This is a genomic window from Azospirillum sp. TSH20 (genome assembly GCF_003115935.1).
In the GTDB taxonomy this organism is placed as follows: Bacteria; Pseudomonadota; Alphaproteobacteria; order Azospirillales; family Azospirillaceae; genus Azospirillum.
The window spans coordinates 143,313-162,864 of the sequence record NZ_LGQU01000042.1 but is presented as its reverse complement, the minus strand read 5'-3'; the positions used below and the strand labels follow the sequence as shown (position 1 = coordinate 162,864).

Below are 19,552 nucleotides of genomic sequence, written 5' to 3'. Positions count from 1 at the left end.
CCTGAGAAAAGATGCCCTGAGAGGCGGCGTCACAGGATCGCGTTGAAGTCGTCCAGCAGCGTGGCGATGCGGCCGCTGTCGCTCTGGTCCATGATGACGCGGGCGCGGCGGCTCGCCTCCATCAGGTCGAGCGAGCGGATGCGCTTCTTCACCGCCGGCACCGACAGCGGCGCCATCGACAGCTCGCGCACGCCCAGCCCCAGCAGCAGCGCGCAATAGCGCGGGTCGCCGGCGATCTCGCCGCAGACCGACACCGGGATGCGGGCGCGCAGGGCGGCCTCCACCGTGAACTGGATCAGCCGCAGCACGGCCGGATGCAATGGGTCGTAGAGGGTGGCGACCTGTTCGTCGGCGCGGTCGATGGCCAGCGTGTACTGCGTCAGGTCGTTGGTGCCGATGGAGAAGAAGTCGGCGGCATAGGCCAGCGCGTCGGCCGCCAGCGCCGCGCCCGGCACCTCCACCATCACCCCGACCGGCGGCAGCGGATCGGCGATGGCGACGCCGCGGCGGCGCAGACGGCGGGCGACCTGCCCCATCATCTCCCGCACCTTCTGCACCTCGGCGACCGAGGCGATCATCGGCAGCAGGATGCGCAGCGGCCCATGGGCGCCGGCCCGCAGCATGGCGGCGAGCTGGGTCTCCAGCAGCTTCGGTTCGCGCAAGCCCAGCCGGATGGCGCGCAGGCCCAGCGCCGGGTTGGCCGGCTCGCCATAGCGCCCCGCCATCCAGCCGGCCAGCTTCTCGCCGCCCAGATCCATGGTGCGGGCGGTGACGGTGCGGCCGCCCATCCCCTCGATCATGGTGCGCAGCACGGTGTACTGCTCATCCTCGTCGGGCAGATGGTCGCGGTTCATGAACATGAACTCGGTCCGCAGCAGGCCGATCCCCTGGGCGCCATGTTCCAGCGCCTGATCCAGGTCGCGGGGCAGCTCCAGGTTCGCCATCAGCGTCACGGCGGTGCCGTCGCGGGTGACGGCGGGCAGCTTGCGCAAGCTCTTCAATCCCTGGCGCTCGCGTTCGCGGGCGGCCCGGCGTTCGCCGTAGTCGTCCAGCACGTCGGCCGGCGGGTCGATCAGCACGCGGCCCTGCATCCCGTCGACGATCACCGTCACGCCGTTTCGCACGCCGGCGAGCAGGCCGGGCGCGCCCAGCACCGCCGGCAGGCCGAGCGAGCGGGCGAGGATCGCCGTGTGCCCCTCCGCCCCGCCCAGCACGGTGGCAAAGCCGCCGACGACGGCGGGGTCGAGCAGGGCGGTGTCGGCCGGGGTCAGCTCCTCCGCCAGGATGATGCTGCCGGGGGCCAGGGTGCTGAAGGCCCGGTATTCCTGCTTCATGAGGTTGCGGGTCAGCCGCCGCCCGACCTCGCGGATGTCGTCGATTCGGCCGGCCAGATAGGCGTCGTCCATGCCGGCGAAGGTGGCGGCGATGGCGGCGATTTCAGCCTGGATGGCGGCCTCGGCGTTGACGCGGTCCTGCTTGATGCGATGTTCCACTCCGCGGGTCAGGCGCGAGTTGGTGACCATCGACAGGTGCGCGTCCAGCAGGAAGCCGATCTCCTCCGACGCCGAGTCGGGCAGGACCAGCGCCTTGCTCTTCAGCTTCTTGATCTGGCGGCGCGCCTTGGTCGCCGCCTCGTTGAAGCGGGCGACCTCCGCCTCGACCGCGTCGGGCTCGATCACATATTCGGGAATGGCGACGGCGCCGCTTTCCACCACATGGGCCGGGCCGATGGCGATGCCGGGCGACACGCCGAGGCCGCGCAGGGCGCGCCCGGAACCGCCGGCAGACGTGCTCCAGGACTCGAGCGAGGGCGTTCCGCCGGAACCGCCGCGGTCGGGGCTGGCCACCGGGCCACCGGCGGGGATGGCGGCCGGAACGGTGGAGGGCAGGTCACTCTTCATCGAACTTGCGGTTGATCAGGTCCAGGAGGGCGTCCATCGCCGCGTCGGCCTGGGCGCCGCTGGCGCGCAGTTCCACGCAGGTCCCCGGACCGGCGGCCAGCATCATCAGCCCCATGATCGATTCGCCGGACACCACGGAATCGCCGCGGCGCACCGAGATCTCGGCATCGAAGGTGGCGACCAGCTTGACGAACTTGGCCGAGGCGCGCGCGTGCAGGCCGCGCTGATTGGTGATGGTGGCGGTGCGGCGGATCTCGCCGTCGGTCGGCGCCATGTCGTCGGGGTGGCTCATCGCGGGCGGTTCAGTCCGACAGGAGGGTGGAGGCGACGTTGATGTATTTCTGCCCGGCGTCGCGGGCGGCGATCACCGACTTGTCGAGCGGCTCGGTCTTGCGCACGCTGGCGAGCTTGATCAGCATCGGCAGGTTGACGCCGGCGATCACCTCCACCTTCGCCTTGTCCATGATGGAGATGGCGAGGTTGGAGGGCGTGCCGCCGAACATGTCGGTCAGCACCACGACACCCGATCCGTCATCGACCTCCGCCACCGAATTCAGAATGTCCTGGCGGCGCTGTTCCATGTCGTCGTCCGGCCCGATGCACACGGCGCGCACCTGCTGCTGTTCGCCCACGACGTGGAACAGCGCGGCGATGAACTCCTCGGCCAGCCGCCCGTGGGTGACAAGAACCATACCGATCATGGGACATCCTTCAAGGTTGGGTCCTCCCCGGAGACCTGCGCGAGGGCCGGTGCCGCAAGGCGCCTGCCCTCATCGCATCTGGATCGTTGGTTGGACGTATGGTCGTCAAGGCGCAATTTGCATCATCCCTGATGAGGGGCCGAGTGGGGGGCCTGATTGCCGCCCTGGGCGTTGGCGGCCCCGGCCGCGGCCCCGGTGCGCAGGCCCTGCCGGTCCAGTTCGCGATGGCTCAGGTTGACCCGCAGCCCCTGCTCCTTCAGCCATGCCGCCAGCCGTTCGGCGACGAAGACCGAGCGATGCTTGCCGCCGGTGCAGCCGATGGCGATGGTCAGGTAGCTCTTGCCTTCCTGGTTGTAGCGCGGCAGCAGCGGGCGCAGCAGTTCGGTCAGGTTCCGGAAGAAGGCCGGGTAGTCGGCGTCGCCCTCCACCCGCGCGGCGACGGCCGGATGCAGGCCGGTCAGCGGCCGAAGCTCCGGATCGTAATGCGGATTGGTCAGGAACCGCACGTCGAAGACCAGATCGGCTTCGCGCGGAAGTCCCTGGCGGAACGAGAAGGAGGTCACGAACACCTGCAGGGCTGCCTGGGCGTCACGCCGGAAATGTCCGGACAGGATGCGCCGCAAATCGTGAATGGACAGTTGCGTGGTGTCGATGGTGACGTCGGCCTCCTCCTTCAGCGGGAACAGCAGGGCGCGTTCGCGCTGGATGCCGTCGGGCACCGTGCGGTCCTCCGCCAACGGGTGGCGGCGGCGGGTTTCGGTGAAGCGGCGCTGCAGCACCTCGTCGCCGCAATCCAGGAAGACCAGACTGACGTCGAGGTCGTCGTCGCCCCGCAACTCCTCCAGCTCGTCCAGGAAGTTCTGCGCGGAAAAGTCGCGGGTGCGGCTGTCGATCACCAGGGCCAGCGGCCGGCGTTTCGGGTCGGCCTGCCGGATCAGGGCGGGGACCAGCGACAGACGTAGATTGTCCACCGCCTCGTAGCCCAGATCCTCCAGCGCCTTCAGCGCCACCGACATGCCGGCGCCCGACAGGCCGGTGACCAGCACGACGCGCCCGCGGGACGCAATGGTGGTGGCGGAATCGCCCAGCCCTTCGGAAGACGGCACGTCGGGAGATGTCATGATGTGACCGGGCTCGGCTGGGCGGACAGGCTGGCGGGCACCCGGTCCAGCCGGCCGCCGCACAGGCTGGCGGCGGCAAGGCGGATCTTGGCGGGGGTCGAGGCGTCGAAGGCGCAGAGCCCGAGGCGGGGCAGGGCGACACCCAGCAGCGTCTCTGTCTCCGCCTCCGGCAGGCGCTCCACCTCCGGACGGGAAACCAGATCGACGACGAGACCGACGGGAGCGGACGGGGTCGAGGGAACGGGCAGGATGCCGACGCCCCGCACCTCCAGCAGCCCGGCCAGCGTGGGCGGGGAAGAGGCGGTCAGGCGGCCGGGCTCGCTCTGCAGCACCACCCGGTCATCCGCGACCAGCAAGGCGCCGCCATCGATCAGTCGCAAGGCCAAATCCGATTTTCCCCGTCCGGACTCTCCACGCAGCAGCACGCCGATTCCGGAGAGCAAGACGCAGGTGCCGTGAATCGTCACCATAGTCTGGCGAAGGTGAGACGTGGCGCCGATTCTGTCAATGGAAACGGAACGGTGGCTCATGATGTCAGGCGGGGAAACCTGTCCGGGCTCCCCCATCCGCTTCCGACCGTTCTTTCGGTCTGATTGATAAGGCGGTCTGATTGATAAGGCGGCGTGATGGATCGGGCGGTGGGGTTCCTCAGGCGCCGGCTGCGCCGCGGGGGGTGCGGCGGATCGCCTCCAGTTCCATGGCCAGCGCGTCGCGGCGCCGGATCATCTCGTCCAGATCGTCCAGCTCGGCCGCCTCCTGGCAGGCGTCGCGGAAGTCCTTTTCCCGCTTCAGCCGCACCAGCAGGACCTTGTAGTTGTCGGCGATGCTGGCGAGGTGGCGTTGCGCACCCTGCAGCGCTTCCGCCAGCTGCGTCCGCTCCTGCGCGGAATCCCGCATCAGCTTCGCCAGCTCGCCCTGCTGCCGGCCGGCATCGCGGATCAGGCGGGCCAGACGGTAACGGCGCAGATCGACGACCTCCGCCGAAGCGGCGTCGATGCCGAAGGAGCGGCGGCCGGGGCTGCGCGGAAACTGCACGGGGGAATCGGGTGGAGCGGACTCAGGCATGGCAACCCCACATCCTTGTTCCGGGCTGTGGCCACCCTCTTCCGGGCGTAGGAGGCAAAGGCAAACAACCGAACCGATATGGTCCGAGCGCCTCGGCAGCCGGCAGGAGAGAACGACCCAAGCCATGATCGGTGCTTACAGGCGGCTTGTCTAGCCGAGAGTGCAAAGGATGTATGAAATTCCGCAGAGCTTCTTACAGCAGAGGCAGGGTCACGACGAAGTCGGCACCATCGATGCTCCCATCCGATATCTTCCTATTTTGCGCAAATACTGAACCGTTGTGCGCACCGACTATCTGCTTCACGATCGATAGTCCGAGACCGGAGTGGGTGCCGAACTTTTCGCCCGCCGGCCTTTCTGTATAGAAGCGGTCGAAGATCGCCTCCTCCTTCCCCTCCGGGATGCCCGGTCCCTGGTCCGACACCACCACCGTGACGCTGCGGCCGCTGCGCCGGGCGGTCAGCCGCACCAGACCGCCGGGTGGCGAGAAGGACAGGGCGTTGTCGATCAGGTTCTGGAACAGCTGGGTCAGCCGGCCCTCCAGCCCCGGCACCACCAGCCGCTCGCCCGCCGGCACGTCCACGACGACGCGCGGCGGCGCGGCGGCGGCCTCTCCCGTCCCGCCGGACGACACAGGCTCATCGACGGTTTCGGCAACCGTCTGGCGCAGTTCGGCCAGCATGGTCAGCAGCATGCCGATGTCCACCGGCTCCGGTTCCGCCCGCGACAGTTCGGCATCCAGGCGGGAGGCGTTGGAGATGTCGCTGATCAGCCGGTCCAGCCGCTGCACGTCGTCGGCGATGATCGCCATCAGCCGGTCGCGGTGGCGCGGATCGCTGACGCGGCCCGCCGTCTCCACCGCGCTGCGCAGCGAGGTCAGCGGGTTCTTGATCTCGTGGGCGACGTCGGCGGCGAAGCGTTCGATGGCGTCCATCCGCGTCCACAGCGCGTCGGTCATCTCGCGCAGCACGCCGGACAGCTCGCCGATCTCGTCGCCGCGGCGGGTCAGGTCGGGAATCTCGGCATGGCGTCCGTGGCTGGTGCGCAGCCGGTCGGCGGCCTGGGCCAGCCGGCGGATCGGCCGGGCGATGGTGCCGGCCAGATAGAAGGACAGCCCCACCGTCACCAGCAGCGCCACCGCGAACACCCGCAGGATGTCGAAGCGGACGGAGCGGATGGCGCGGTCGATCTCACCGCCGCCGCGGGTCAGCAGCACCGCGCCCAGCACCTCGCGGTAGCGCTGGACCGGCACCGCCACGGTCAGCAGCAATTCGGGATCGCCGCCGGCCCCATCGACGCGCCAGACGGTGGCCGCCGCCTCGCCGCCCAGCGCGCGTTCCACATCGGGGTTGGGCTCGCCCGGCTGCTCGCGGTAGACCGGCAGCCCCTCGCGGCTCGGCACCACGTCGATCAGGCGGGTGTAGAGGTCGTTGATGGCGCGCGACAGCGGGTCGCCGGCCGGCGGGGAGGGCAGCTCGCGGATTTCGATGCGGCCCTGCGACCCCACCAGCACCCGGCTGTCGGACAGCATGCGCCCGTCGATGTCGTACAGGCGGGTGCGCGTCGCCGTCGCCTCCGCCAGGCGGCGGATCATCGGCCGGGCCAGTTCCGGCGCCAGTTCGAACCGCTCGCCCCCCTCGTCGCCGGTGGGGGAGGGGGCGGTCAGGATGCGGTTCACCGCCCCTTCGCCGAGCGCCGAGGCGAAGATGCGCGCCTCCGTCTCCAGCGCCTCGGTCTCCGCCTGGATCAGCCGGTCCTGATAGCGGCCGAGATAGAGCAGGCCGGCCATCAGCAGGACCAGCGCCAGCACGTTCACCGCAAGGATGCGCAGGGTCAGCGGCGACACGCGCCGTCTGGTCCTGCCCCGGCCCAGCGTGGACACCGCGCTATTCCTTGTACCGGTAGCCGACGCCATAGAGCGTTTCGATCTGGGAGAAGTCGGGGTCGACCGCCTTGAACTTCTTGCGCAGCCGCTTGATGTGGCTGTCGATGGTGCGGTCGTCGACATAGACGTGCTCGCCATAGGCCGCGTCCATCAGCTGGTCGCGGTTCTTCACATGGCCCGGCCGCTGGGCCAGCGCGCGCACCAGCAGGAATTCGGTCACGGTCAGGTCGATCGGCTGGCCCTTCCAGCTGCAGGCATGGCGGGCGCCGTCCAGCAGCAGCGGGCCGCGGGTGATGAGCTGGCCCGGATCGGCCTCCACGGTCTCGCCGCGCAGCGCCTCGCGCCGCAGCAGCGCCCGGATGCGCTCGATCAGCAGGCGTTGCGAGAAGGGCTTCTTGATGTAGTCGTCGGCCCCCATGCGCAGGCCCATCAGCTCGTCCAGCTCGTCGTCCTTGCTGGTCAGGAAGATGACGGGTATCTGGCTGGTCTGACGCAGGCGTTGCAGCAACTCCATGCCGTCCATGCGCGGCATCTTGATGTCGAGCACGGCGAGGTCGGGCGGGCGCTGGCTCAATCCGCGCAGCGCCTCGGCGCCGTCGGTGTAGGTGCGCACGTCGAAACCTTCGGCCTCCAGGGCGATGGAGATCGAAGCCAGGATGTTGCGGTCGTCATCCACCAGGGCGACGGTGTGGGCCATGGTCGTAACAGATCCTATTGAAACGGGTCAGGTCAGGTCGGGGTGGTCGAAGTGCCGGTTCTCAGAAATGTTAGCGGAAACATCAGGCATAGGAGGAGTGGTCATTCCAATACTTTATGCCAGAGTCCAGGTACCAGAGGCAGTTTTCCCTTTTCCCGCAGCATTTGTATGGTCCAATATGGCGGCAATGCGGCGCCGAACAACGGTGCCGCGCGGGAGAACGCACTCGTTTTGGAATGAGTTTTTCGAACGCCCTTCCCGCGTCCTCTCCGGCCGGCGCCACGCCGGACGGCAAGGAGGGCGCGACGCCGCCGGGCACCGGCCGGAGCGGCCCGGAGTCCGCCATACAGGATCCGGCAGCCATGGCTCCGGCAACCGTGGCTGCGGCCTTGCGCGCCCGGCGCCTGATGCGTGCCTGCGACCGCGCCGCGCTGGCGACCGCCCAACGGCCGGCCGATGACGGTGCGGTGGCGGAAGCCGCCGGCTGGCCCTATCCCTCGCTGGTGCTGGTGGCGTTCGATCATGACGGCAGTCCGCTGCTTCTGCTCTCCACGCTGGCCGACCACACGCGCAACCTGCTGGCCGACGGCCGGGTCGGGTTGCTGTTCGACGGCACCGCCGGACTGGCGCAGCCGCTGACCGGCGCCCGCCTGTCGGTCCTGGGCCGGGCGGAGCGGTCGGACGATCCGATCCACCGCGAGCGCTATCTGCGCCGCCACCCCGACGCCGCCTTCTATGCCGGCTTCGCCGATTTCGCGATCTACCGCGTGTCGGTGGAGCGCGCCCATCTGGTCGCCGGCTTCGGCCGCATCCACTGGCTCTCCGCCGCGGAGCTGGACCTGCCCGCCGCAGCCCCCGCCCTGGCGGCGGGCGAGGCGGCGCTGCTCGACCGCCTGAACGGCGCGGGGTACGGCCCCCGACTGGCGCCCGCCGCCGATGGTGAGGGCGACAGCTGGAGCCTGACCGGCGTGGACCCGGAGGGATGCGATCTGCGACGCGGGGGGTACGTCGCCCGCGTCGATTTTGAGCAGAGAATCCATGACCCCGAATCGGCTAAACTGATGCTGGACACGCTGATCCGGCCGCAGGACGGGTCCGGACAACCCGGAGGATCGACATCCGGGACCGAAAAGGCTGGAACCGAAACAGCCGGCGACGAGGGTGCCTGACGGACCCCAGCGCCGGGAAGAACAACAAGAAGATAAAAAGAAGAACAAGAAGAACGGTCAGCAAAAAAGATAACAACGAGAGAGACGAGAAGCCAACCGTCAGCCTGAACGACCAGCCGAGAGGTCGCTTCGACACCACCGGGCGCCGCACCAAAAACAAGAACGCGGCGCGCGGGCACGCGCAACCAGGAGAACACTTCAGTGGACCATAACGGATCGACCCGTTTCCCGTCCGGGCCATTGGCCCCCAGACCTGTCGCCTCAGGACCACCTTTTGCACCGTATCGTCGCCGCACCCTGCCGGTGCAGCGCATCGCGGCGGGTTTCCAACCCGGCCGCCTCTTCGGACCGGCGCCCCGCTGATGCGGCGGCCGCCTTCCATCTGACGACACGACAACGGACGAAAGAACGGCCGGACCGGCCGCGGGACCCCCGGCGAGGGGCATGCCCGGGCGCAAGGGGACCGGCCCAGCCTTCGAGAGGGACGATATGACTGGACATACGCGGACGCGGAACAAGAAGCTCCTGGCCTGGGTCGAGGAGATCGCGCTGAAATGCAAGCCGGAGCGCGTTCACTGGTGCGACGGGTCGCAGGAAGAATATGACCGTCTCTGCAACGAGATGGTGGAAGCGGGCACCTTCATCCGCCTGAACGAGGCCAAGCGCCAGAACTCCTTCCTCTGCCGCTCCGATCCGGGCGACGTCGCCCGTGTCGAGGACAGCACCTACATCTGCTCGCGCACCCGCGAGGAAGCCGGTCCGACCAACAACTGGATGGACCCGGTGGAGATGAAGGCCAAGCTGGACGGCCTGTTCGAAGGCTGCATGCGTGGCCGCACCATGTATGTGGTGCCGTTCAGCATGGGGCCGCTGGGCTCCGACATCGCGCACATCGGCGTGCAGATCTCCGACAGCCCCTATGTCGCGGTCAACATGCGCCTGATGACCCGCATGGGCCAGAAGGTGCTGGACATCCTGGGCGACGGCGACTTCGTCCCCTGCCTGCATTCCATCGGCGCCCCGCTGGAGCCCGGCCAGCAGGACGTGGCCTGGCCCTGCAACGCCGACAACAAGTACATCGTCCACTTCCCGGAAGAGCACCGCATCGTCTCCTACGGCTCCGGCTATGGCGGCAACGCTCTGCTCGGCAAGAAGTGCTTCGCGCTGCGCATCGCGTCCTCCATGGGCCGCGAGCAGGGCTGGCTGGCCGAGCACATGCTGATCCTGGGCGTGGAAAGCCCGACCGGCGAGAAGACCTATGTCGGCGCCGCCTTCCCGTCGGCCTGCGGCAAGACCAACTTCGCCATGCTGGTCCCGCCGAAGGAGTTCGAGGGCTGGAAGGTCCGCACCATCGGTGACGACATCGCCTGGATCAAGCCGCAGCCCGACGGCACGCTGCGCGCCATCAACCCGGAGGCCGGCTTCTTCGGCGTCGCCCCCGGCACCAGCGTGAAGTCGAACCCGAACGCGCTGAAGACGCTGGACCACAACGTCATCTTCACCAACGTCGCGCTGACCGACGATGGCGACGTGTGGTGGGAAGGCCTGACCGACGAGGCGCCGGCCCACCTGATCGATTGGCAGGGCAAGGACTGGACGCCGGGCTGCGGCCGCGTCGCCGCCCACCCGAACAGCCGCTTCACCGCCCCGGCGGCGCAGTGCCCGTCGATCGACCCGGCCTGGGAGGATCCGGCCGGCGTTCCGATCAGCGCCTTCATCTTCGGCGGCCGTCTGTCGAAGACCTTCCCGCTGGTGTTCGAAGCCTACAACTGGCGCGAAGGCGTCTATTGGGCCGCGACCATGGGCTCGGAGGCCACCGCCGCCGCCGTCGGCCAGGCCGCCATCCGCCGCGATCCGTTCGCCATGCTGCCCTTCTGCGGCTACAACATGGCCGACTACTGGAACCACTGGCTGTCGATGGAAGGCAAGATCGAAAGCCTGCCGCGCATCTACCGCGTCAACTGGTTCCGCAAGGACGAGAACGGCAAGTTCGTCTGGCCGGGCTTCGGCGACAACATGCGCGTGCTGAAGTGGATCGTGGACCGCGTCCGCGGCCGTGCCACCGACGTGGCGGAATCGCCCTTCGGCTATTCCCCGCGCTACCAGGATCTGAACTGGTCCGGCCTGAACTTCCCGGCCGACAAGTTCGCCAAGATCATGGACATCGACCGCAAGGAGGCCGAGGCCGAGGCGCGGGACCAGGAAGAACTGTTCAACCGCTTCGGCGACCGCCTGCCGGAGGAGATCGAGCAGCAGCGCCTCGCCCTCCTGAAGCGGCTGGAGAACAGCCCGGACGTCTGGCGCATCGGCTGACCGGCCGAAGCCGTCAGTACGTAAGGCCTGTCAGCAGGTAAGGATAGGGGCTGCCGCAAGGCGGCCCCTTTTCCGTTGCGGCGGTGAAGATGAACGGGAATTCATCCGAAACCGCCTCGCCGGCGCTGGGGTCGGGGGGCGGGATCGCCGAGGTTCAGCCTTTGCAAGGCGATGCCATCCTTACCTGCCGCATTTGCCTGTCGGTGATTTAACCGGCGTGTCAAAAAGATCGGGCATAAAGTCGCCCGCGCCGGTTCGCGCATGCCAGGGAGGGCGAGTCATGTCCGATCATCAGATTCCACCGCAGGATGGCCCACCGCAGGATGGTGACGACTCCGCGGAACCGACCTTCCAATCGGCCGAGCATGAGGACGCCAGCGGCCTGCTGTCGTCCAAGCGCCAGCCCTGCGCCATCAGCGGCAAGCGCCGGCCGAAGCGCGACCTGATCGCGCTGGACGCGCTGCGCCCCAGCCTCGCCGACCGCATCCGCCACGACCACCCGCATCTGGAACCGGACGCGCAGATCAGCCGGCAGGAGCTGGCACGCTACCGCTCGCTCTATGTCGCCGAGTTGCTGAAGGAGGAGCATGGCGAACTCAGCGAACTGGACCGCGAGGTCGCCGAAAGCCTCGCCCGGCACGAGACGCTGGCCGAGAACCCGGAGGAGGAGTACGACGACCACCGCACGCTGGGCGAACGGCTGTCGGACGGTCTCGCCAGCTTCGGCGGCAGCTGGGCCTTCCTGATCTCCTTCGCCGTTGTCCTGTGCGTGTGGATGCTCATCAACATCCTCGAAGGCGAAGCGCGGGCCTTCGATCCTTACCCCTTCATCCTGCTGAATCTGCTGCTGTCCTGTCTGGCCGCCATCCAGGCGCCCGTCATCATGATGAGCCAGAAGCGGCAGGAGGCGAAGGACCGGCTGCGCTCCGAAAACGACTATCGCGTCAACCTGAAGGCCGAGCTGGAAATCCGGCATCTGCACGAGAAGATGGACTATCTGATCCAGCGCCAATGGCAGCGGCTGACCGAAATTCAGCAGTTGCAGCTGGAAATCATGCAGGAAAAACGGCTGCGCAAGTGAACCGGATACCGCCCGACAAGAGCATCGCCGGGCGGCGCATCAGCGCTTGCGGCGGCCGTCCAGTTCCAGCATGCCGCGCAGCGCGGCGATGGTCTTGCTGAGCGGTGTCGGTTCGCCGGCGGGCTTGGTTTCCGGATTGGCGGGCTTTGCCGTCTCCGGCTGAACATCCGGCAGCTTGGCATTGGGCGGCGGCCCTGCCTCCGGCGCGGCCGATCCGCTGCGGGCCGGCGGGCGCGGTTTGGCGGCGCGGGGTTTCGGCTGGGAAGCGGGCGGCGGCGAATCCGGCTGTATCTCGTCCTCGATCAGCCCGCGCAGGGCCTTCATCGCCTCCTCGATCTCGCGCTCCTGGGCGGAGCGGCGGCCGGCGGGTGCCGGGTCCTTTTCCTGTTCCGGTTCCTGTTCCGGGGCAGCAGCCTCCGGCACCGGATCGGGGTCACCCCAGCCAGCGGGCACCGACCAGTCATCCTCGCCCCGGTCAGGTGCCGGATCATCCGGCTCCTCGCGACGGGCGGGCTTTTCGACCATCCTGCCGGCGTTGCGGGGTCCCTTGGCCGGCGGCGGCGCAGCGTCCTCCTCTTCCTCCGCCGGCTCGTTCGCCGCGTCCTCGATCATGGAGCGCAGGGCGGCGAGAGTCCGATCGAAGCCTTCCTCATCCTCCGGCGGCGGAGGCGGGCGCTGGGCCCGGCGTTCGGCGCGATGCTGGTCGAAGTCCAACGGTTCGGCAGGCGGCGGCGCGGGCTTCGCCGGACGGGAGGCGAGAGCCGGGGCGGGCTTCTCCGGGTCGCGGATGGCGAAGGACAGGATCTCCTCCTCCGACGGTTCCTCGCCATCCGGACCGCCGTCTTCGGGATCATCCTCCTGGCCGTCGTCCCCGGACTCCAGGTGCCAGGGATCGGCCCCCGCGTCCGCGCCGTCGTCCTCGAAATCCCTGCGCACCAGGACCTTGTGCGAGAAGACCGGCGGCTCGTCCCCGCCCCGGTCTTCCCCGCCCAGGTCGTCCTCACCCTGATCGCCGCCATGCAGGTCCGGCCCCTCACCGGCGGGACCATCAGCAGGCGGGTGCTCGGCAAAGCTTGCAGCGCGGGCGGTCTGGGGAGCAGGCGCCGGGTCGTCCTCATCGTCGTCGGAGCCGTAGGCCTGCGCCAGCAACCGGCGCATCGCCATCAGCGTCTCGTCACCATCATCTTCTTCGGGATCGCCAACTTCGAAGTCGGCACCGTCCGGGGCACCGGCGTCGGCGACCTCCTCGCGGGCTGGCTCCGGCCGCTCGTCGTTGGCGGCAGTCCTGGAATCGCCCGTCGCCGGCTTATCGTCCCAATCGTCATCCCAATCGTCGGGCGGCGACGGGCGGCCCAGGCGCGCCGCCATGTCGGCGAGCGAAACGGGTTCCCACAGCGGAGCGGCGCCATCCTCCGCCGGACCGTCGGCCACGAGATCGGACAGCGGACGTTCCAACACCGGCTTGCCGCGAACGGGCGCCGGTGAAGGGGGAGGGGGGGCGGGCGGCTCCTCCGCATCGGCCGTCCTGTCCCGGCCGCCGTCACTACCGCGCAGCGAGGCGAGCAGCCCGTTCAGCGCCGCCAGCGGCGCATCGAAGGACGGCTCGTCATTGCTGGCGGCGGGGAGGCCGGCGGCCAGGGGTTCGGCCAGGATCGGCCGGCTTTCGATGTCGCGGGAGTCGCAGCGCGAGCAGCGGTAATGCGGCGCGATCGACAGAACCGGGTAATTGGGGCCGAAGCGCCGTTCCAGCATGGCACGGGGCAGCACGCCGCCATGTCCGCAGGTGCGGCAGCGCAGTTGCACGTCGGCGTCGATGTCGCGGAGGAACAGCATACGGGCCATGCCGCGCAGTATAGCGGCGGCCCCGCGGCTTTCCCATTCGTTTCAGTGCTGCCCCGGCCCCATAGGTCCCGGTTCTGCGGGACGGGTCAGACCGCGTGGGTGACGGTGAGGCCCTGTTCGGACAGGCTGTCGGAGATGTCCTTGAACTTCCGCAGATAGCGGGTGCGGTAGGCGTCGAAATCGGCGGCGATGGCCGCCTCGGCGTTCTTGGACTTCTTGAACTCGGATACGCGGTGGGCGTTCTCTGCGCGGTACAGGGCGAAAGCGCCCTTCGTCACCAGATCGTTGCCGACCGGGTCTGCATTTTTCGATTTGTCGCTGTTCATCAATCCATGTCCAGATGGAGTGGACATCCGGCCACCGGGGTTCGATGAGCGGGGCCGGATGATCGGAGCCGGTAATCGGCGGGGGCTGCGATACGACCCTACAGCCGTATCAATGCGTTGCAGCCACCGGTAAAAGCCTACGCCCGCTTTCCCACACCCGCAATGCTGCGACGCACTATCATGCCACCACCCCGCGCAGGGCGGCCATGCGGTCACGGTCGACGCGGATGCGGTCGAGATGCTGGGCGATCACCGCGGTGATGGGCAGGGGAAGCTCTTTTGCCATCGCTTCTTCGTAACGGCGCAGGCATTCGCTTTCACCGCGCTCGACCTCCTGGATGATGGTGACGCGGTCATGGCCGAGCACGGCGGATTTCAGTTCCAGGAAGAAGCGGTGTGCACCGCCCAGCATGGTGCCGCCCATGTCCGGCGCACCGCCCTGTTCGGCGACCAGCCGCTGAGTCTCGCGCACGATGGCACCGCGCTGGGCCGCGAGATCGTTGAACAGAGCCTTCAGATCCTCGTCCTCGGCGGATTCCGCCGCCTGCCGGTAGCCTTCGTGGCTATCCTCGACGATGCGGATCAGGTCATTGAGCGTATCGACGATCTCGTCTTTTTCCATGGCGGCAGGCCCTCCCATGCGTCCCCTACGCTGCCACAACCCGGCGGCGGGCCCGAATGTTCCAACCTGCCGCCGGGGGCAATACCAGTGCGACGGGCCTGACGCCGGTGGCCGTACCCTTACGCCGACGCTTCGGACAGACCGCGGGTGGTGGGCGGTTGGCGGCGGATCGGGCTGCGGAGCATCCCGGCCCGCCACAGGCCGACGCAATGCCCGCAGAGCCCCATCGCGTCCGACACCAAGCCGAAGGCCGATCCTGCCAGCAGGTTGTGCCCAGCCCCGACCATCGTCGCCATGACGAAGAACACCCGCATCCGTCCGACCGCGGTCTGCCAGCGGCCGAGCGTCGCCAGCAGGAAGCCGGTGGCCGACAGCGCCGACATCGGCCCTTGCCAGCTCAGCACCGCCACGGCGAGCGCCGCCGGCACCGTCAGCCCATAAAGCAGACCGAGCGTCCGGGATGGCTGCCGTTGGACGCGCACCGCCATCTGGATCAGCCCCAGCCCGCACATCAGCATGGCTGTCCAGGCGCCCAGCAGCAGGAAATGGAGCAGGAACAGCGAGGAGGCCGCCGCCTGCGCCGTCAGGATCGCCCGCCGGCCGCCGAGAAGCGTCGACAGGGTGGCGGCCGACAACCCGGCAATGCCGGTCATGACAACCGGCGAGATCGTTGCGGGAAGGGCCGAGAGGGTTGGAAGATAATCGAGCAGAAATACCGTCATGAAGCGCCTTCGCATGAAAAACATGCCGCAGTGCAGCGAAGGCGGCGGACGCTAGTCCCGGACGGTTAACCAGATATGAACATCGATGTGACCGGAAACAGACCAAAAGATGGTCGCGGCGATGTCCCCGACAGTTTGGAAACGCAATCATGTGGAGCTTGCGGATAACTCCGGTGATTATTGTATGTCCTCTGCCTCGTTGCCCCTCCGTTGAAGGGGTTGTGAAGGGTTTGTCAGGAGGCGGCCCGACGATTTCGGAGAGGATCCCGACCATCCTTGCCGTTGGCTTTGAAGGCGTGCGGCGGCATTCTCGCACCGTCACGGCAGAATCGTTATCGACTGTGTCATTATCGACGCTGCCGGACCGGGATCGGGGGATCATCCGGTAAGTGGCGCAATCCGGACGAACTGGGGGAATCATCATGGCGCTGTACGGCCGCCATCCTGCCTCGCTTGGCTGGGAACCGAAGCCGAAATCGGGCAAGACCGGCGAAGCGCGGGGCCACAGTGGCCGTGCCGGTCGCAACGGGCATCTGTGCTGTGGCTGCGGCCGGCCGATCCGCGCCGGCGACCCGCATTGGGCCGGACATGGCCATCAGAACCCCTGGCACTATGCCTGTGCCGAGCGGGCCGGTCTTACATGGTCATGGGCGGGCCGCCCGGCCGAACCGCCGCTTCCGGCCGCGGAGATGGACTGACCACGCCGCCATTCGCCCCGGCCTGCGCCTCTTCGCGCCCACGGCGGTAGGCGTCGCGTTCAGCCTCCAGGATGGCGTCGGCCAACCGCCGTTCGAACTCGCGCTCCACGAGGGCGGAGAACAGGTCGATGCGGAAGCGGGCCTGCAGGGACCGGCTCAGCCGGCGGGCTCTTTCGATCGGCGGCATCGGCGTTCTCCTTTCGGCTGAGGGACAATGGCGCCCAGCTTCAGGGATTGCGGGCGATCCCGGCAACCGCGCCATCGGCGAACCGCCAACGCAAAGGAGAGCGCCCATCCGCACCCCTTGGTGCAAACCGCTCGTCAGAAAAATCGGATTTTGGAAGGGAGCGGCTCAAGGCCGGTTGCCATGCAGGCGGCACGGCGTTTGGAGCGGGTGAAGGGAATCGAACCCTCGTCGTAAGCTTGGGAAGCTTCTGCTCTACCATTGAGCTACACCCGCGCGCCCGCTGTTTATAGGCGACTGCAGCGGCGGATACAAGAGCGGAATCAAGCACTCCCGGGAGCGGGATCGGCGACCGGCGGCGCGGGCGTGGCGGTACTCGTGGCGGTACCGGCGGCGGCCGGGACGGCGGCGTGCTTCGCCGGGGACGGCCCGTCGGGGCGGCCGGAGATGGCGCGGGCGACACCGTCGGCGATCACGCGCTGGCAATGCTCGGCCAGCGCCTTGCGGCTGCTGAAGCCGTCGATGGTCACCGGCGGGTGGAACTCCACCTCCACCGTCATGCCGCCCAGGCGGAAGGCCTGCCACAGGTGCGGCGCCAGATCCATGTCGCCGTACCACGCATAGAAGGGGCGGAAGGCGAAGCCCATCGGGATGCCGTCCAGCCGGGTGGCGGCGATGCTGACCGGCTGGACGATGAGCGGACGGCCGTCGATGCGGCGGGCGGCAACGGCGAACAGGGCGGTCTTGAAGGGCAGCGTGCGGTTGCCGTCGCTGGAGGTGCCCTCCGGGAACAGGATCAGGCTGTCGCCGGCATCCAGACGGCTGCCGATGTCGTCACGCTGCTTGTCGACCGAATTGCGTGCCTTGCGTTCGACGAACACCGTGCGCTGAAGCCGGGCCAGCAGGCCGAAGAAGGGCCAGCTCCCGACCTCCGACTTGGCGACGAAGGACCCGGGGATTTGCGAGCCCAGGACCGTAATGTCCAGGTAGGAGGAGTGGTTGGACACGAACAGCACCGGCCCGTCGGCCACCCGCTGGCCGCGCACCACCACGTCCAGCCCCATCAGCCGGGCGCAGACCCGGTGGTAGAAGGGCGGCAGGGTGCGGCACAGCCGCCAGCCGCGCGCCACCGCCAATGCCTGCAGCGGGATCAGCAGAAGCGTCCACAGCAGGTACAGCGTCAGGCGCAGGGCGCCGCGGCCGGACGACCCCAGGGCGCGCGCGGTGCGGGTCATGATCGCCTCAGCCGGTTTGGCTGTCGCGGCTGCGACGTTCGTAATGCTTGAAATACTTGTCGGTGATCAGATCGGTCTTCACCACGATGCAGACGTCGGTGGTGTTGAACTGGTGATCGATGACCGCGCCGTCGCCGATGAAGCCGCCGAGCCGCAGATAGCCCTTGATCAGCGGCGGCAGGATATTCAGCGCCCGCCGCGGGTCGATGTGCTCCTTCGCCATCCGGTCCAGCGACACGAAGCGTTCCGGCAAGGCCGTCGCCCGCAGATCCGCCGGGGCCAGATGATGGTGGTAGAGGTAGGACAGCGGCTCCGCCATGGCATCCGGATCGGTGCCGGGCAGGCTGGCGCAGCCGAACATCAGGGCGATGTCATGCTGGAACACATAGGCCGCGATGCCCTGCCAAAGCAGCTGCATGCTGCCGCGCGTGCGATAGCCGGCGTCGACGCAGGACCGGCCAAGCTCCAGCACCTCGCCGGGATAGCTGGCAAGGCGGCCGATGTCGTATTCGTCGCTGGAATAGAAGCGGCCGACCTTCTCGGCGGCGGGACGGCGGATCAGGCGGTAGGTGCCGACCACCATGTCGGGGCCGTTGCCGCGGGAATGGTCGATGACCAGCAGATGGTCGGCGACGCCGTCGTAATCGTCGAAATCGCGCCCCCGGGCCTGCATCTCCGGGGAGGGGATCGCCGCCATCTCTTCGTAGAAGACGCGGTAGCGCAAGGCCTGCGCCCAGTCGATCTCCTCCGCGGAGCGGGCCAGCCGCACTTCAAGCGTGCCGAGGCGGATGCCGTCGGTCAGCTTTTCGCCGGCGGTCGCTTTTTCGATGGTGGCGTCCTCGGGTGCGGACGCGTCGCTCCGCTCCGGGCTAGTCCGGGTCATTCCCGGCTGGTCCAAGCTTGCATCAGCCATGTCGACGGTCCGCTGCGATGGTTCTCGACTGTGCGCCGCGCCGGCTTGCCGCCGCCAGGCCACGGCGGCCAGGGTCGGGACGGACAGCGTCGCACGCACCACAAGGCATAACACGATCCGCCGGTTGCCGGTCAACCGACATCGTCGCGTGCCGTCAGCCGAAACCTGCTACGACCTTCAGGGATCGTCCGCCTCGGGGATGTGGCCCCTTGGGACCCTCGATATCCCGGCAGCCAATGCGGAAAGAAGAAGCGGGAGAGGGCAGGCACGGGCGGCGGCGCCGTCATGACGCCGGTCCGCCCTGCGGAAGCCCCAGCCCTCAGGCGCCGCGGCGGGCGCGGGTGCCGAGACCGATCTGCTTGGCCAGCGAGCTGCGCTGACGGGCATAGTTCGGCGCGACCATCGGATAGTCGGTCGGCAGGCCCCAGCGGTCCCGGTATTCTTCTGGCGTCATATTGTACGCCGTCTTGAGATGGCGCTTCAGCATCTTCAGCTTCTTGCCGTCTTCCAGGCACACAATGTAGTCCGGCGTCACCGACTTCTTGATCGGCACGGCAGGCTGCGGCCGCTCCTCCGCCACCACCGGTTCGGTGCCGACGTTGGCCAGCGACTTGTAGACCTGTTCGATCAGAGTCGGAAGATCGGTCAGCGAGACTGTATTGTTGGAGACATGCGCCGCCACGATCTCCGTGGTCAGAGACAACAGCGCGTTGGAAGGGGACCCGTTGCTCATGTAAGCTTGCTCCGCGGCATTCGTACCTCACCATATAAAGAGGTTTTCTGCGTCGTGCAATATCCATCCTTTGGAGCAAAGAGGAATCGGTGACCGAAAAAATCTCCGCAGACTTGTTTCTCGACATCACCTCGCAGGTTTGTCCGTTAACCTTCGTCAAGACCAAGTTGATGGTAGAACGGATGGACGCGGGGCAGACACTCGAAGTCCGGCTGAATGCCGGTGAACCCTTGGAAAACGTTCCACGATCCTTGATCGAGTTGGGGCACAGCATTCTGTCTGTCCAGCCCGAACGATTGGATGATCCTGACGGAGTCCACCGCCTGATCGTGCGGAAAAATTAA

Annotated in this window: 20 protein-coding genes and 1 tRNA gene; 4 read left to right on the top strand and 17 right to left on the bottom strand. The window is 67.9% G+C overall.

Translation table 11 applies throughout. The annotated features are described in order from the left end of the window. Positions 1 to 29: 29 nt before the first annotated feature. The 8 genes from ptsP to TSH20_RS12225 form a co-directional block, all read right to left on the bottom strand. A complete protein-coding gene (ptsP, locus tag TSH20_RS12260; protein ID WP_109074984.1) occupies positions 30 to 1,901 on the bottom strand; it encodes a phosphoenolpyruvate--protein phosphotransferase in 1,872 nt (623 codons plus the stop codon). After that, the gene (locus TSH20_RS12255; protein ID WP_109074983.1) at positions 1,891 to 2,193 is read right to left on the bottom strand and encodes an HPr family phosphocarrier protein; all 303 of its coding nucleotides are present in this window, start codon (positions 2,191 to 2,193) and stop codon (positions 1,891 to 1,893) included. Before TSH20_RS12255 ends, ptsP begins: the two co-directional genes overlap by 11 nt. Before the next feature lie 10 nt (positions 2,194 to 2,203). Beyond that, positions 2,204 to 2,602 (bottom strand): PTS sugar transporter subunit IIA, encoded by a 399-nt coding sequence (locus tag TSH20_RS12250; protein WP_042690507.1) that lies wholly within the window; start codon positions 2,600 to 2,602, stop codon positions 2,204 to 2,206. Positions 2,603 to 2,724: 122 nt separating this feature from the next. Beyond that, the gene (gene rapZ, locus TSH20_RS12245) at positions 2,725 to 3,723 is read right to left on the bottom strand and encodes an RNase adapter RapZ (protein ID WP_247871315.1); all 999 of its coding nucleotides are present in this window, start codon (positions 3,721 to 3,723) and stop codon (positions 2,725 to 2,727) included. Continuing rightward, positions 3,720 to 4,193, bottom strand: a complete 474-nt coding sequence (locus TSH20_RS12240) for an HPr kinase/phosphatase C-terminal domain-containing protein (RefSeq protein WP_109074982.1) — start codon at positions 4,191 to 4,193, stop codon at positions 3,720 to 3,722. The genes rapZ and TSH20_RS12240 overlap by 4 nt, the downstream gene beginning before the upstream one ends. 178 nt (positions 4,194 to 4,371) lie before the next feature. Next, positions 4,372 to 4,788: a hypothetical protein gene (locus TSH20_RS12235; RefSeq protein WP_109074981.1), complete on the bottom strand. Its 417-nt coding sequence runs from the start codon at positions 4,786 to 4,788 to the stop codon at positions 4,372 to 4,374. Positions 4,789 to 4,981: 193 nt separating this feature from the next. Beyond that, positions 4,982 to 6,703 (bottom strand): stimulus-sensing domain-containing protein, encoded by a 1,722-nt coding sequence (locus TSH20_RS12230; RefSeq protein ID WP_109074980.1) that lies wholly within the window; start codon positions 6,701 to 6,703, stop codon positions 4,982 to 4,984. Continuing rightward, the gene (locus TSH20_RS12225) at positions 6,675 to 7,370 is read right to left on the bottom strand and encodes a response regulator transcription factor (protein WP_109074979.1); all 696 of its coding nucleotides are present in this window, start codon (positions 7,368 to 7,370) and stop codon (positions 6,675 to 6,677) included. Before TSH20_RS12225 ends, TSH20_RS12230 begins: the two co-directional genes overlap by 29 nt. A 362-nt stretch (positions 7,371 to 7,732) precedes the next feature. Between TSH20_RS12225 and TSH20_RS12220 the strand changes: the two genes are divergently transcribed. From TSH20_RS12220 to TSH20_RS12210, 3 genes are all read left to right on the top strand, one after another. Continuing rightward, on the top strand, positions 7,733 to 8,539 hold the full coding sequence (locus TSH20_RS12220; protein WP_247871314.1) for a CREG family protein: 807 nt from the start codon (positions 7,733 to 7,735) through the stop codon (positions 8,537 to 8,539). A gap of 489 nt (positions 8,540 to 9,028) precedes the next feature. Further along, entirely contained in the window at positions 9,029 to 10,852 is a 1,824-nt protein-coding gene (locus TSH20_RS12215) for a phosphoenolpyruvate carboxykinase (GTP) (RefSeq protein ID WP_109074977.1), read from the top strand. A 280-nt stretch (positions 10,853 to 11,132) separates the two neighbouring features. After that, positions 11,133 to 11,933 carry a DUF1003 domain-containing protein gene (locus TSH20_RS12210; protein ID WP_109074976.1) on the top strand — a complete coding sequence of 267 codons (801 nt, stop codon included), beginning with the start codon at positions 11,133 to 11,135 and terminating at the stop codon, positions 11,931 to 11,933. A 39-nt stretch (positions 11,934 to 11,972) separates the two neighbouring features. Here TSH20_RS12210 and TSH20_RS12205 read toward each other — a convergent pair whose 3' ends face one another. The 9 genes from TSH20_RS12205 to TSH20_RS12165 all read right to left on the bottom strand — a co-directional run bounded on the left by TSH20_RS12205 (position 11,973) and on the right by TSH20_RS12165 (position 19,208). After that, entirely contained in the window at positions 11,973 to 13,766 is a 1,794-nt protein-coding gene (locus TSH20_RS12205; protein ID WP_146205378.1) for a hypothetical protein, read from the bottom strand. 95 nt (positions 13,767 to 13,861) lie between these two features. Beyond that, complete coding sequence (locus TSH20_RS12200) at positions 13,862 to 14,101, bottom strand: hypothetical protein (RefSeq protein ID WP_109074974.1); 240 nt, start codon at positions 14,099 to 14,101, stop codon at positions 13,862 to 13,864. A gap of 178 nt (positions 14,102 to 14,279) precedes the next feature. Next, positions 14,280 to 14,723 (bottom strand): PA2169 family four-helix-bundle protein, encoded by a 444-nt coding sequence (locus tag TSH20_RS12195; RefSeq protein ID WP_109074973.1) that lies wholly within the window; start codon positions 14,721 to 14,723, stop codon positions 14,280 to 14,282. A 119-nt stretch (positions 14,724 to 14,842) separates the two neighbouring features. Further along, on the bottom strand, positions 14,843 to 15,445 hold the full coding sequence (locus tag TSH20_RS12190) for a YgjV family protein (protein ID WP_158281988.1): 603 nt from the start codon (positions 15,443 to 15,445) through the stop codon (positions 14,843 to 14,845). A gap of 636 nt (positions 15,446 to 16,081) precedes the next feature. After that, entirely contained in the window at positions 16,082 to 16,330 is a 249-nt protein-coding gene (locus TSH20_RS12185) for a hypothetical protein (RefSeq protein WP_109074971.1), read from the bottom strand. 199 nt (positions 16,331 to 16,529) lie between these two features. Then, positions 16,530 to 16,603: transfer RNA gene (locus tag TSH20_RS12180), tRNA-Gly, on the bottom strand. A gap of 47 nt (positions 16,604 to 16,650) precedes the next feature. Next, positions 16,651 to 17,562, bottom strand: a complete 912-nt coding sequence (locus tag TSH20_RS12175; RefSeq protein ID WP_109074970.1) for a lysophospholipid acyltransferase family protein — start codon at positions 17,560 to 17,562, stop codon at positions 16,651 to 16,653. A gap of 7 nt (positions 17,563 to 17,569) precedes the next feature. Continuing rightward, positions 17,570 to 18,475: a GNAT family N-acyltransferase gene (locus tag TSH20_RS12170; RefSeq protein WP_109074969.1), complete on the bottom strand. Its 906-nt coding sequence runs from the start codon at positions 18,473 to 18,475 to the stop codon at positions 17,570 to 17,572. 319 nt (positions 18,476 to 18,794) lie between these two features. Next, on the bottom strand, positions 18,795 to 19,208 hold the full coding sequence (locus TSH20_RS12165) for a MucR family transcriptional regulator (protein ID WP_085087004.1): 414 nt from the start codon (positions 19,206 to 19,208) through the stop codon (positions 18,795 to 18,797). A gap of 89 nt (positions 19,209 to 19,297) precedes the next feature. Here TSH20_RS12165 and TSH20_RS12160 point away from each other — a divergent pair, with 89 nt between their 5' ends. Continuing rightward, positions 19,298 to 19,552, top strand: coding sequence for a sulfurtransferase TusA family protein (locus tag TSH20_RS12160; protein WP_109074968.1), 255 nt, complete (start codon positions 19,298 to 19,300; stop codon positions 19,550 to 19,552).